At 65.4% G+C, this 13,583-nt stretch carries 11 protein-coding genes; 4 read left to right on the top strand and 7 right to left on the bottom strand.

Annotated elements, in window-relative coordinates; all coding sequences use genetic code 11:
- Window positions 1-180 precede the first annotated feature (180 nt).
- The 4 genes from EGJ34_RS10565 to EGJ34_RS10550 all read right to left on the bottom strand — a co-directional run bounded on the left by EGJ34_RS10565 (window position 181) and on the right by EGJ34_RS10550 (window position 5,754).
- A complete protein-coding gene (locus tag EGJ34_RS10565; protein WP_125360437.1) occupies window positions 181-957 on the bottom strand; it encodes a DUF2092 domain-containing protein in 777 nt (258 codons plus the stop codon).
- Between the two features lie 304 nt (window positions 958-1,261).
- The gene (locus EGJ34_RS10560; protein WP_125360436.1) at window positions 1,262-3,124 is read right to left on the bottom strand and encodes a DUF885 domain-containing protein; all 1,863 of its coding nucleotides are present in this window, start codon (window positions 3,122-3,124) and stop codon (window positions 1,262-1,264) included.
- A gap of 95 nt (window positions 3,125-3,219) precedes the next feature.
- Complete coding sequence (locus EGJ34_RS10555) at window positions 3,220-3,546, bottom strand: hypothetical protein (RefSeq protein WP_125360435.1); 327 nt, start codon at window positions 3,544-3,546, stop codon at window positions 3,220-3,222.
- Between the two features lie 459 nt (window positions 3,547-4,005).
- On the bottom strand, window positions 4,006-5,754 hold the full coding sequence (locus EGJ34_RS10550; protein ID WP_125360434.1) for an FAD-binding oxidoreductase: 1,749 nt from the start codon (window positions 5,752-5,754) through the stop codon (window positions 4,006-4,008).
- Between the two features lie 96 nt (window positions 5,755-5,850).
- Between EGJ34_RS10550 and EGJ34_RS10545 the strand changes: the two genes are divergently transcribed.
- From EGJ34_RS10545 to EGJ34_RS10535, 3 genes are read left to right on the top strand one after another with little or no spacing between them, the layout of a single operon-like run.
- The gene (locus tag EGJ34_RS10545) at window positions 5,851-6,717 is read left to right on the top strand and encodes a hypothetical protein (protein WP_125360433.1); all 867 of its coding nucleotides are present in this window, start codon (window positions 5,851-5,853) and stop codon (window positions 6,715-6,717) included.
- Between the two features lie 22 nt (window positions 6,718-6,739).
- A complete protein-coding gene (locus EGJ34_RS10540; protein WP_125360432.1) occupies window positions 6,740-8,059 on the top strand; it encodes an XVIPCD domain-containing protein in 1,320 nt (439 codons plus the stop codon).
- Window positions 8,056-8,880: a DMT family transporter gene (locus EGJ34_RS10535; RefSeq protein WP_125360431.1), complete on the top strand. Its 825-nt coding sequence runs from the start codon at window positions 8,056-8,058 to the stop codon at window positions 8,878-8,880. The genes EGJ34_RS10540 and EGJ34_RS10535 overlap by 4 nt, the downstream gene beginning before the upstream one ends.
- A 91-nt stretch (window positions 8,881-8,971) precedes the next feature.
- On the opposite strand, the gene EGJ34_RS10530 is transcribed toward EGJ34_RS10535, so the two are convergent.
- The 3 genes from EGJ34_RS10530 to EGJ34_RS10520 form a co-directional block, all read right to left on the bottom strand.
- Entirely contained in the window at window positions 8,972-9,808 is an 837-nt protein-coding gene (locus EGJ34_RS10530; RefSeq protein ID WP_125360430.1) for a class I SAM-dependent methyltransferase, read from the bottom strand.
- A 56-nt stretch (window positions 9,809-9,864) separates the two neighbouring features.
- Window positions 9,865-11,184, bottom strand: coding sequence for an Nramp family divalent metal transporter (locus EGJ34_RS10525; RefSeq protein WP_125360429.1), 1,320 nt, complete (start codon window positions 11,182-11,184; stop codon window positions 9,865-9,867).
- A gap of 138 nt (window positions 11,185-11,322) precedes the next feature.
- A complete protein-coding gene (locus EGJ34_RS10520) occupies window positions 11,323-12,261 on the bottom strand; it encodes a LysR family transcriptional regulator (protein ID WP_125360428.1) in 939 nt (312 codons plus the stop codon).
- 97 nt (window positions 12,262-12,358) lie between these two features.
- Between EGJ34_RS10520 and EGJ34_RS10515 the strand changes: the two genes are divergently transcribed.
- Window positions 12,359-13,552 (top strand): MFS transporter, encoded by a 1,194-nt coding sequence (locus EGJ34_RS10515; protein WP_125360427.1) that lies wholly within the window; start codon window positions 12,359-12,361, stop codon window positions 13,550-13,552.
- Window positions 13,553-13,583 lie beyond the last annotated feature (31 nt).

Genomic DNA, 13,583 nt, shown 5'->3' with positions numbered 1-13,583 from the left:
AAGCCGCCGCGCCCGCCGCCGCTGAAGCCACCACCGCCAAAGCCACCGGCGTGCGAGATGGATGGGTGCGCGAAGCCACGCAAGCCCGGTCGCGCGTGTGCGTCCGGTGCCAGCGTGGCCGCACCGAGGGATACCAGCAGTGCGCTCAACAGCGTATGTCGCAACGAGAGGATGGCCATCTCAGCGATCTCCTGCAGTGTCATCAACCACCGCCACCGCCGGTACGAAGGCAATCCGCGTGGCATCGCCGGGCTTGAAAGTCACATCCGCCGTGCTGATCGCCCGCCGCGTGTCCCAGTCCAGCGTGGCCTGGTAGGTGGGCAGGGCAGGGTCGCTGTGACTGGTGATCTGCACCTGGCGTGGCAGATTCGTACGCCGCGAGATCCACACCTGCCAGTCCACGCCCGGCTGGCGGAACGCGAAATGATCGGTGGCGTCGCCATCAATCGTTTCGCTGCCGACTTTCAAAGCCGACTGAAACGAAGTGGTCGGGAAGGCCGGCGTACCCCACAGGAACAGGTCGGCCAGCGGAAACTCCACGCCCAGTTCCGTGGCGGCATCACGCACCAGCGCCTGGCTGCTGCGGTCCAGGTTGTCCACGGTGGTGTAGTACTTCAGGCGCGGCGCATACAGGGTGAGAGTGTGACCGTCATAGAACAGCTGGCGGTGCTGCTGGTCGCTGAGGATCTCCACGAAGAAGTGGTCCGCGCCCAGCACCTTGTAGTTCACGGTGCCGGCCAGTGAAAGTTTCTGGCCATCGTCCAGCACGTACTCCGTACGCGTGCTGGCGGTCAGCGCGAACTTCGGCAGCGCCCGCAGCGCCTTGCCCATCTGTTCCACTGCGGTGATCGCGGCGGGGTCGATGGCGGGATCTGCGGCTGCCGAGGCAGCCGGGGCGGCCAGGAAGCCGGCAGCCAGGATCAGCGTGCCCAGCAGGCAGCGACGCAATGAGTGCATGGCACGCTCCGTGACCGTTCCAAAGCGTCACAGTGCGGAGCTTCCGGGATGTGGACAAGCGGAGTTACACCGAGCAGCGGCCAGTAAAACTACCGAGATCGGATGCGAACAACGCCATCGTCCTGGGCACGTAACATGTCCCGTAGCTACCACGCCCTGCGTGGTACCCGCGCGCAGCGCGGCACAAACGTCCGAAGGCCTCCCCATACCCACGCCTGCACGCATCCAACGTTGAAACACGAACGGAGCCGCGCGTCAGGAGTTCATGACCCCGGAACGGAGAGCAGCCACGCAGGGCGTGGCTCTACGGTTGCTGCTCGGCGATCCAGGTGTCCACCGCCTGGGTCACCACCGTCATCGGCATCGCCCCATTACCCAGAATCAGGTCGTGGAACCGGCGGATGTCAAAGCGCTCGCCCAGCTGCTGCTTCGCCTGCTCGCGCAGCTCCAGCAGGCGCAGGTGCCCCATCTTGTAGGAAGACGCCTGCCCAGGCTGCACCAGGTACCGGTTCACTTCCACCCGCACCTCGGCTTCGGTCATGCCGGTCTTTTCCTGCATGTAGGCCATCGCCTGATCCAGCGTCCAGCGCTTGCGATGCAGGCCGGTGTCCAGCACCAGCCGCACCGAGCGGAACATCTCGGCCTGCAGCCTACCCAGGTCGCCCGCCGGGTCGTCCTTGTAGACCCCAGCCTCGGCCATCAACTGTTCCGCATACAGCGCCCAGCCTTCGCTGAAGGCACTCGGATTGAGGCTGCGGCGCAGCATCGGCAGATGCTCCAAGGTCTGGCCAATCGCAATCTGGAAGTGATGCCCCGGTGCCCCTTCGTGATAGGTGAGGGTGGGTACGCTCCAGCGCGTGTTGGCCTTCATGTCCCCCAGGTTGATGAAGAACGTGCCCGGACGCGAGCCGTCCATCGCCGGCGGGTAGTAGTAACCGCCGGGCGAGGTGGCCTGCATGTGTGCCGGCACCGGCTGCACCCGCAGCTTCTGTGACGGCAGCAGGCCGAAATAGTCGGGCAGGATCGGGTCCAGCGCACTCAGGCGCTTTTCGATGTCGGCCAGCACCTCGGCGCGGCCGGCGTCGCTGTCGGCATAGGTGTAGCGCGGATCGGCCGCCAGCGCCTGCACACGTTCGGCCACGCTGCCGTCTTCAAGGCCCAGCTGGCGCAGCCGCTCGTCCATCGCCGTTTCCAGCCGGGCCACTTCATTCAGGCCGATCTGGTGGATGGCGTCGGCCCCCAGGTTGGTGCTGGTGTACCAGCGCAGCGCGGCATCGTAGTAGGCATCGCCCTGCGGGCGCGACCACATGCCGGTGTTGCCCGGACGCGTGGCCAGCAGCGCTTCGCTGCGCTCGAGCAGGCGCTGGTAGCCCGTGTTGACCGAGGTACTGACCGCGGCGATGGCCTGCGCGACCAGCGCGGCGCGTTCGGCCGGCTTGATCGAGGGCACCTTTTCCAGCTTGCGCCGGAATGAGGTCACCCACAGGCTGTCTTTCGGGGCCGGTTCCAGCAGCGTGCGGAACTGGCTCGCCGCGCCTTCCAGTGCGACTTCCGGTGGCACCACGCCGTGTTCGGCCTGCAGGTCGGCGTTGGCCAGCACCTGGTCCAGCTTCGGGCCCAGTGCGTTCAAGCGGGCGATGTAGTGCTCGGCGCTGGTCAGGTCGGTGACCGCGTGCTGGTTGTCGAAGAACTGCGGCAGGTTCACCGGCAGGCTGAACAACTGGTCGATGGCATAGGTGCTGCCGCCCACCGGCAGCCACGCTGCGCTCCACGGCACCGCCATCAGGTCGATCTGTGACTGATAGAACCAGCGCGCCAGACCGTCGCTGAGCTGCTGCTGCGCATCCAGCGGCGGGCCTTTCCAGGCCTTCAGCGCGGCAAGATTGTCGGCCAGCATCTGCCGATTGATCGCACGCCGTTCCAGAGAAACGTCGGTGAGCTGGTCGGAGGTATCGCCGGCCGGGCCTCCGTTGAGGCCGAGCAGGGTGCGCAGCTCCGGGTCGGCGTTGATCGCCGCCATGGTTTGCGCGTCCAGCAGGGTGTTGTAGGCGCTGGCCTCTTCGGCAGCGGTGGCGGCCGCGGGTTCGTCCTGGGCCAGGGCGATGGCGGGCGGCAGGGCGGTGCACAGAGCAAGGCATAAGGCGAGGGCGGACGGACGTGGCTTCATGGGCGGCGTTCCGGGCGGGCAGGTGATTTGCAGCGTACCGCATGGTGGCACGGGTGTGTCCGCCGGCCGGTCGGACACCTCCGTTCTATCCTGCGTTACGCCGCAGACGGCATGGGCGGAATGGGATCCGCGTGCACGTCCACGTAATGCACGTGGCGCACCTCACCGGTCGGCCCCTCCGGAATCACCGAACGCACCCGTCGCGGCGGCCCCACCAGCGTGACCTTGATCTGGCCCGGTCCGCCTTCAACGCGGACCCGCGAGCCCACCGCGATGCCCACATGGGTCATCCACGCCCCATGCAGCAGCAGGAACGGCGCGGGCTTGTGCGGAAGTTGCGGCGGGCGCAGCACGCTGTTGCAGCACTTGCAGCGTTCGGCCTTGGGTGTGGTGTCGTCGTTATCAACATCGGTATTGCGCATACACAGTCTCCATTGTTCTGGAAGACCTCTCGCCATTGCGACGAGAGGGGTCGGGAGGTAAGTAGCCGTCCACTAGCGCACGGTGTGGCGTATTCCCCAGAAAGGGTGTTGTATTAACCACCCTCCCGACTCGGGATGCGCGAACATTATGGCTAGTGGAAGGGCTACTAAACCCGACGCAGACAGTGCGCCTTCTGCAATCGCATTGAAACAGGCAAAAACGACGTGTTTGAGGGAAGCCTATGTGCGACAAGGACGGTGTCGCGTCTGGCTCACCAGAACCGCGAAGCCTGTTCCACAATTGAAGAAATCAATTGAAGCGACACGATTGATCCATAGACATCCGAACGCAGGATGTGCGTTGCCTGGTAGGGTCGGTCGATAGACGACCGCCGTGAAACGTGCCGCGCCCGGTAACGCATGACCAAAGAACGAAGCGCAGCCACGCAAGGCGTGGCTCTACGTCCCCACTCCATGATGAATCACGAACATCCCATCCGGGTCATAGCGCCGCTTCGCCTTCAACAGCCTCGGATAATTCGGCCCCCAGAACGCCTGCTGCCAGTCGCGCTGGAAGAAATCGCATTCCGACACGTAGGTCGGCGCGGTGGGCAGCACCGCGCGCAGCGCGTCATACGACGCCTGCACCCGCGTGGCCCCGCGTTCGGCCTTCTTCTCATTCACCACGCCACCACTACCGGCATAGGCCGGATCACCGGCGTTGCCGATCAACGCCAGCGCGAACGCATCCAGCACCGCCGGATGCATGGCCGTGTTTCGCGTTGCATCCAACGCCTCCTTCGGTGCCCCGAACAGCCCCTTGTTGCAATGCAGTTCCACCGGCATGTGCGCCGCCGCCGTACAGATCGCCTTGGCCGCCGCATCGCGCTGCGCATCGTCCAGCAGCTTCGACGGCATCCACACCGAGGCGTAGCCATGCAGGTACCAGCCCACCTGGCCCTGATCGCCTTTCCACAGCATATGGATCGGCGGCGACCCAGCACGGGTATCGCGGGCGATGAACTGCGGCGCGTATCTCCGGAAGAACGCCGCGTCCCACATGTGCTCGGCGGGCAGGGCAGACACCTGCAGCGGCTCAACGATGGAATATGCGGCGTTCTTCCCCAGCCACGCCATGAATGGAGCCCAAGCCTCCTTGGCCTCGCGCTCGTTAATGCCCTGGAACACCATCGACACCTGCAGGCAGCGCTCGTCATCGAACCGCAGCTGCTCGCCCCAGTGGGGGTTGCACAGGGCGTCGCGGTAGAAGCGCAGGCTGTGCGCGACCAGTGCCTGCCAGCTGGCCTCGTCGGCCGCCTGCACCTTTAGCGACACGCCGCCGAAATAGTCGGGCAAGGCATGGGTGCGCAGGGTGATGCGGGTGACCACACCGAAGCTGCCACCGCAGCCGCCCTTCAAGGCCCAGAACAGGTCTGGATCCTGATGGGCGTTGACCACGCGAAGCTGGCCATCTGCGGTGACCACCTCGGCCTCAAGCAGGCTGGCCGCTGCAGTGCCATGCGCCTTGGAGAAACTGCCGAAGCCGCCGCCGGTGACCAGCCCCGTTACCCCGACGGTGGTGCAGCCGCCGCCTTGCACGTAGCGCCCGGCGCGGGTGGTGACCGCGTCGTAGGCGTGGATCCACATCGCGCCTGCGCCGAGGCTGACGGCCGGTAGTGCGGCGGTCCCGCTCGGTGCACCCGCCGGCACGAAGGCATCGTGCAGCTCCACCTGCTTCATCGCCCGAGTCCAGATCAGCAGCGAATCGGGTGCACAGGACGTGCCGTGGTAGCTATGGCCGCCGCCTTTCACCACCAGACGTAAACGGTGTTCGCGGGCGAACTTCACCGCAGCGACGACGTCGGTACTGTTGCGCGCCGCAACTACGCGGGCGCTGGGTTGGGACAGCCACGCACCGTGGTAACCGCTGGTCTGGGTGAGTGCTGGCTGGTCGCCGATGTAGAAGGGGTTATTGATCTGCGCCAGCGCTTCAGCGCGGGTGGCTTCGTCGGCGAGGAAGGGGGAGACGGGGGTGGAGAGCTGGCCGCCGACTTGTCCGGAGAGGGCGTCCCATTGTGCTTGGCTGGGCCAGCCTGCATCGTCCGGGCGCACGGTAGTGCGGGCAGGCAGGGCGTTGGACGCCATCGCGTTGGAGAGGGGCAGCAGGGACAGGCCCAGGCCTGCTTTCAGACAATCGCGACGATCCATGACGCTGCTCCGGCTGAGAGGGATGCAGCATCGCATTGCGCTCCCGTTTGGGCAATTCCGACTATATTGTCAGCCTCTCGACAACGGACTGACTCGATGCGTGCCCTGCAATCCGGAAGATGGGTCCTCGCCGCCTTGGCGATTGCACTCAGCACCAACGCATGCGGCCAGGCACCGCAACAGCCGAAGCGCAAGGCTGCTGAATCTCTTCCGGCAGGCATCGAGCAGGGACGCACCGTCAACGGCCGCACGTACACGAACGCGCCCGTCGATGTGAAGCTTGGGCCGAACACTTTCCGGATTCCGGCGAACTACCTCGACAGCCAGATCGCGCCTTGGCCGGGCGAAGGCGTCACGCTGGTGATCGAGTGGCCGGACATGAAGCCCACGTATCCCGGGGCAAGGGTTCATCCACGGACGAACGATTTCCGCAAGGAGATACAGGTGCTTGTTAGTCACGTTGATCGGGTGCCGATTGCGTCGCTGCTTGATCGAATTGCTTCCAACGAATCAACTACAGAGCCGGGATCGCTAAGTCGCGAGAATCCGTCCAATCGACTCGATCTTCGCCTGCGTCAGCCCGAAGTGAATGGTCTGACCCCCTATGCCATCGACGAAGCCAAACTGAAGATTTTTGCAGAAAAGTACGAGAAGCAATCGGGAAGACCCTTCAAGCGAAGTGTGATCTTTGAGAACGACTGGTATGTCGCCCGTTCCCCAGACGGCAAGCTCAGAACTGTCATCAAGTGTGACAGTCCTGAATTTCTTGGCGACGGTGTTGCAATTGATGGCGAGGAGGTCATCAGTGTGCCCGGTGAGGCCGCAGCAGGCTGCGTTCACTACATTACAGATGTGAACGACAGCTGGGTGGCAAGTCTGAATTACAAGCGCGCGTTCCTCGGCAAGTGGAGTCAGATGGAGCGCGCAGTGCGAGAAGTACTCTCGTCGTCGAGAGTCAATTAGTCGTCTGTTCAAGGAGTGAGCTATGAGTGGCCTGTCAAGAAAGGATCTCGATATCTTGTCGAAGTACGCGCTGGAGGGAAACCGAGAGCTATACTGGAACTATCTATCCCAGCTACCCGGGGCAGACGGATACGGGACGTTGGCGCTAGGTGTCGTGCGCAATGATAGCTTTCCGGGAAGAGTGGCGAACGGTTATGCGCAGGACTATGCACGCACGCAACACGAGAATGGTTCCAGGTATCCCAATCGAGAGCTCTCGGAGCGAGAATGGGATCAATTCGGACGAACGCTGCTGGCCGAAGATCTCAGGCTGAGGATGCTGAATTTCGAGAAGGGTAGGCCAGACCTTGCGCTCAATCTGCCGGGCGCTGATGTCATGCTTGCGCACGATCGAGCATTTGAACGCAATTCGCTTGACCCAAACTGCTGGACCCCACGCGTCCTGCTGCAAGCAACGCTGGACAAGAGCGGGCCCGCCCGGGCGGAAGAGGTCTGGCGCAACATGCTGGACAATGAAGTAGTCGGCGTGATGCGTGCAGGAAAGACCAGTCTCGATGCGCTTTCCGAGATGGGGCCAGACAACGGCTCGCGCTATCTCGACAAGCTGAAAGACCTGGAGATCAGTGCCGGCCTCATGGGGCTCGATGGTGACCGGCCGAACGTGATCGGGTCCAAGCAGTCGTTTCATGTATACAGCGAAAACGACGGGCGTTGGTACAAGAACGAGCTGTCATGGCGGTACACCTTGAAGGTTGAGCGTGATCCATCCGTCATCGAGACATTGAACGACACACGCGCACTGCGGCTGGAGCGGCAGGACATGTCCCGTGATTTCCATGCTGAGGACCCCTATCGCCGGATTACGCCCAGTCCGTTCACGGTTTCCGTCGACCCACCAGCGGAGATCCAAGGTCCCGCGCTGCGACTGGAAGACATCGGTCCCGGCGATCGAGACTACGCCTTGCTCGGGCAGGCACGCGAAGCGGTGTACGCGCTTGATGCACGTGCAGGGCGGGAGCCGGACGTGTTCAGTGAACGGTTGATTGCAAGCAGCATGGTGTTGGCGCGCCAGAACGATCTGGAGCGTGCCGACCACGTCGTGCTTTCTGCAGCCACGGCCGAGCGTGGGGCGGGTTACCACGTGTTTGTCGTACAGGGAGACCTCAACGATCCTTCCCAGCGGCGCGCGTGCATGGAGACCGGTATTGCGGTGCAAACCCCCGTTGAAGATTCGTTGCAGCGATTGCACGCAGTGAACCAGGAGCGGGATCAGGTGGCAGCGCGCGAGCAAAGCCTGGGGCTGGCGCAGGAAGAGCAGCGCCACGGGATGCGAATGGGGTGACCCCCTTCCTGTTCTGTATCGTGGTGTTCGCCGGCCTGCTGCATGCCAGCTGGAACGCCATCGTCAAGCGCGGCAGCGATACGCTGCTGACGACCCTGCTGGTGACTGGCTCGGCGGCGGTCATCTCGGCCGCTTTGCTGCCGTTCGTTCCGGCGATAGATCCGCGCAGCTGGCCCTGGCTGGCGGCGTCCACGTTGCTGCAGGCGGGCTACTACGTGCTGGTGGCGCGCACTTATCGGGTCACCGACATGAGCGCGTCCTACCCGGTGATGCGCGGCTTGGCTCCGTTGCTGGTGGCAGTGGTGGGCGCGCAGTGGTTGGGTGAACGCTTGCCTGCGCTGGCCTGGGGCGGCATCGCGCTGGTGTGCCTGGGGATTCTGAGCATGACCCATGGGGTGCAGCGTCGGCATCTGGCACTGCCTTTGATCAACGCGATGGTGATTGCCACCTACACGCTGGTGGATGCCACCGGAGCCCGGCTGTCCGGGTCTGCGCCGGCGTATACGCTGTGGTTGTTCCTGTTGTCGGGCTTGCCGTTGCCGGTGTGGGCGTTGTGTACGCGGGCCAGGCAGCTGGGTCTGTATGCGCGCGACAACTGGGGCTATGGGGTGGTCGGGGGTGTTGGGACGCTGGCGTCGTACGGGCTGGCGTTGTGGGCGATGACGCTGGCCCCGGTGGCGATGGTGTCCGCGCTGCGCGAGACCTCGATTCTGTTTGGGGTGTTGATTTCGGCGTGGGTGCTGCGCGAGCGGGTGACCCGGCGGCGGTGGTTGGCGGCCGGGTTGATTGTGGCGGGAGCGGTGGTGCTGCGGGTGGCGTAGTGACACGCCATGCGTGTCATCGCGGTGTTGGGGAAGCCGGTGGTTTGGTGGTCATGACGCCAGAAAGGAGAGCAGCCGGGCAAGCCCGGCTCTACGGGTTCGCGGCTTCGATTACCCAGCATGCGGCGGTGAACTGCACGCGGTCGCCGACGACGAAGGGCGCGAAGGCGGCTTCGAGGATGTCCAGAATGCGCTCGCGTTCTGCCGCGTCCAGCGTTTCGCTGCGCAGCGCGGTTCCGACGGGCCCCAGCAGCGAAATGTAGGTGCGCAGGTCGCCGCGTGCGATCTCGCACGGCACGTCCAACGGTGTGATCGCCACCTCGCTCCAGCCCGCAGCGTCCAGAATGCCGCGCACCTTGTCCCGGTCCGCGAACGCAAACTGCCCCGGGCCGTCCGGCACGCGCGGCGGGAGCGGCAGTAGCGAGGCGGCGGCACGCTCGGCAGTGGTCATGAACGCGTTCTCGGCGGCGCTGCGCCAGGCCACGGCGTGCAGCGTGCCGCCCTGCCGGGTGGTATCGCGCAGGCGGGTGAAGGCCTGCATGGGGTTGTCGAAGAACATCGCCCCGAAGCGCGACACGATGTGGTCGATGGAACCGCCGGGCAACGGCGGTTGGGCGGCATCGCTGGCGATGAAATCCACCGGCAGCCCGGCGTCGGCGGCGCGCTGGCGTGCCACGTCGATCATCGGCGCGGAGAGGTCGATGCCGGTGGCATGACCGCCGCGGCCGAGACGGCGGGCGAGGGTGAGCGTGGTGTCGCCGGTGCCGCAGCCGACATCCAGTACCCGCCAGTTGGCATCCACCGGAATCGTTTGCGCAAGGTGGGTGGCGAAGCCGATGAACATCTCATCGAGGATGCTTTGTGCGGTGATCCAGGCGTGGCCGGCGGGGCCGTTCCAGAGCTCTGCCTGGGTGGGGGTGTTGGCCATGCGGGTGATCCGGTTGGGGAATGGCCGCAACGTTACGGCCTCAACCATGGTTGAGGTCAAGCGCCCATCCATTCCACCAGCAGCTTCACGTTCAACACCACAATCACCCCGGCAATCCCCCACGCCAGCGTCAACAACCAGCGCGGGGCCACCAGCGCGCCCATCTTCGCCTTGTTACCGACGAACATCACCAGCGGTATCACCGCGAACGGCAGCTGCATCGACAGCACCACCTGGCTCAGCACCAGCAGCTTGGCCGTGCCTTGTTCGCCATACAACGCGGTCACCGCCACCACGGGCACGATGGCGATGCCGCGTGTTACCAACCGCCGCATCCACGGAGCCATGCGTAAACGCAGGAAGCCTTCCATCACGATCTGCCCGGCCAGGGTGGCGGTGACCGTGGAGTTGATGCCCGAGGCCAGCAGTGCCACCGCGAACAGTGTCGACGCCAGCCCCACACCCAGCATCGGGGCCAGCAGCTCGTAGGCCTGCTCGATCTCCTGCACATCGGTCCGCCCGTTGGCATGGAACACGGCGGCGGCCAGGATCAGGATGGACGCGTTGATGAACAACGCCAGCATCAGCGCCAGCGTGCTGTCGGTCACCGCCCAGCGCAATGCGCCACGGCGCCCGCTGTCGGTGCGCGGGTAGGCGCGGGTCTGCACGATGGAGGAATGCAGGTAGAGGTTATGCGGCATCACCGTGGCCCCGATGATGCCGATGGCCAGGTACAGCGCGTGTGGGTTGGTCACCACTTCGGCACGCGGAATGAAGCCGGCTAGTACGTCATGCACGGGCGGGGCGGCGAGCAGGATCTGCACGGCGAAGCAGCCGAAGATCACCAGCAGCAGCGCGATGACGAAGGCTTCCAGCGCACGGAAGCCGCGATGCATCAGCCACAGCACCAGGACGACGTCGATGGCGGTAATGATCGCGCCGACCACCAGCGGCAGCCCGAACAGCAGCTTCAGCGCGATGGCGGTGCCGATCACCTCGGCCAGATCGCAGGCGATGATCGCTACTTCGCACAGCAGCCACAGGCACAGGTTGACCGGTTTGCTGAAGTGGTCGCGGCAGGCCTGGGCGAGGTCGCGCCCGGTGGCGATGCCGAGGCGGGCGGACAGCCCCTGCAGCACGATGGCCATCAGGTTGGAGACCAGAATGACCGACAACAGCAGATAGCCGAACTGCGCGCCGCCGGCGATGTCGGTGGCCCAGTTGCCCGGGTCCATGTAGCCGACCGACACCATGTAGCCCGGGCCGAGGAAGGCGAGCAGGCGGAACCACCAGTGGCCGCCCTGGGGGACAGCGACGCTGGAATTCATTTCGCCGAGGCTGGGGGAGGTGGCGGAGGGCGGTGGGGGCGGGGTCATGGCCCGAATATAGCAGGGGCTATGTTATGAAGGTTGTGCAAATTGTGTCGCGAAGAGCGCAGCCACGCAGGGCGTGGCTCTACGGGTTGGTGGGTTGATCGTCACCGATGTACGCGGCACGGGTTGGTGGGTTGATCGTTACCGATGTACGCGGCGCATGCCGTGGGTGGTCGGCAGCTGCTGCTTCATCGCATCCACAAACGCCCGCAGCCGGCTGGGCATCTGCCGGCTGGATGGGAACACCAGGTACACCGGCAGCGCAGGCGCTTCCCAGCCAGGCACCAGCTGCACCAGCCTTCCTTCGCGCAGGTCTGCCTCTACCAGCCACGACGACACCACCGCCGCGCCCAGCCCGGCCACCGCGGCCTGCCGGGCCACGAACAGATTGCCGGTGAGCAGGCGCGGCTGGATGTCCACCCGCAGCGCAGGGCCTTGGTCGGCCGGAAGCAGGGTGAGGTGTTCGCGGTAGTACTTGGTCAGCGCGATCCACGGCAGGGTAGGCAGCCTGTCCGGATCCGCCGGGTCGCCATCCCCGACCACAGACGGGGCCGCAATCACGATGCGCGGCACGTCGGCCAGATGCACGGCCACCAGTTGCGGCTCGGTCACCGGCCCGACCCGGATCGCACAGTCGATGGCGTCAGCAATGAAGTTCGGCGGCTCGTCGTCCAGCATCCATTCCACCGATACCTTGGGGTGGCGGGCCAGGAACTGCAGCATCGGCTCCAGCAGCTGGGCCTGGCCGAATGCATGTGGCACCACCACGCGCAGCCTGCCCTGGGGCTCATCGGCCTCGCCACGCAGGTCGGCCTGGATGGCATCCCATTCCTCGACCAGGCTGCGCGCATGCGCGTAGCAGCGCTGGCCGTCCTCGGTGAGCATCATCTGATGGGTGGAACGCTGCAGCAGATGCAGCCCGAACAGCCGCTCCAGCGCCTGCAGGCGGCGGCTGATGGTGGGCTGGGTGGTGCCGAGCTGGGCGGCGGCGGCCGAGAGACTGCCGGTGTCGACAATGCGCACGAAGGTCCGCAGCAGGTCGATCCGGTCCGCGCCGGCGGCGCTGGCAGGGGTGCTCATACAACCTTCGTATGATGGATATGTACCCAAGCCTACTACACGGCCCGGAGAATGAAGCGGATGCTAGCCGCCATCTTCCTCCCCCAAGGAGTGGCTCATGTCCACAACGCATATCAACGCGGCGGTTCGCCACACTCACGGTCTGCCGACCCGCCTGATCGTCTCACTCGCTGCCGGCGCCGGCTTTTCGGTCGCGTCCATCTACTACAGCCAGCCGATGCTGGGCGTCATCAGCGGCGGGCTGGGCAGCAGCGAGCAGGCCACCGGCATGGTGCCGACGCTGACCCAGCTGGGCTACGCACTGGGCATTCTGCTACTGGCCCCGCTGGGCGACCGCTTCGATCGGCGGCGGCTGATTCTGGTGAAGTCGCTGGTGCTGGCGGCGGCGCTGACCTTCGCGGCGGTCTCCGGCAACCTGCCGACGCTGCTACTGGCCAGCCTCTTGGTCGGGCTGATGGCGACCGTGGCGCAGGACGTGGTGCCGGCCGCCGCCGTGCTGGCCCCGGAGGCGCATCGCGGCGCGGTGGTGGGCAAGGTGATGACCGGCCTGCTGCTGGGTATTCTGCTGTCGCGCGTGGCCAGCGGGCTGGTCGCCGAGTGGCTGGGCTGGCGCGCGATGTTTGGGCTGGCGGCGGCTTCGGTGGTGGTGATGACGCTGGCCCTGGCACGTGAGCTGCCGCATATGGCTCCGACCACCAAGCTGGCCTATCCGGCGTTGCTGCGCTCGCTGTATGGCCTGTGGAAGGGCCAGCCGCAGCTTCGCCGTTCGGTGTATGCGCAGGGGCTGCTGGCGGTGGGCTTCAGTGCGTTCTGGTCGACCCTGGCGGTGATGCTGCATACCCGTTATGGGTTGGGCAGTGCGGTGGCGGGTGCGTTTGGTATTGCCGGTGCGGCCGGTGCGTTGGCCGCCCCGTTGGCGGGGCGCTGGGCGGACAAGCTGGGCAGCCATGCGGTGGCGCGGATCGCGATTCTGATCGCGCTGGGCGGGTTTGGGTTGTTGTTGCTGGATCCGCTGCTGCCGCGCGTGGCGATTCTGCCGCTGCTGGCGGTGAGTGCGGTGGTGTTTGACTTTGGGTTCCAGTCGGCCTTGGTGTCACACCAGACATTGGTTTATGGGTTGGCACCGGAGGCGCGTAGCCGGTTGAACGCGCTGTTGTTCACCGGCGTGTTTCTGGGCATGGCCAGTGGTGGGGCGTTGGGCGCGGTGGCGTTGGCGCAGTGGGGTTGGATGGGGGTGGCCGGGTTGGCGGTTGTGGCCGCAGGGGCGAGTCTGGCGCAGCGGTTGCGGTGACGGTTGACGCGAAGAGCAGCCGGGCAAGCCC

The organism is Stenotrophomonas sp. 278, from assembly GCF_003935715.1.
In the GTDB taxonomy this organism is placed as follows: Bacteria; Pseudomonadota; Gammaproteobacteria; order Xanthomonadales; family Xanthomonadaceae; genus Stenotrophomonas; species Stenotrophomonas maltophilia_AH.
The sequence above is the reverse complement of the archived record's forward strand: the minus strand, read 5'-3'. Positions and strand labels throughout refer to the sequence as shown.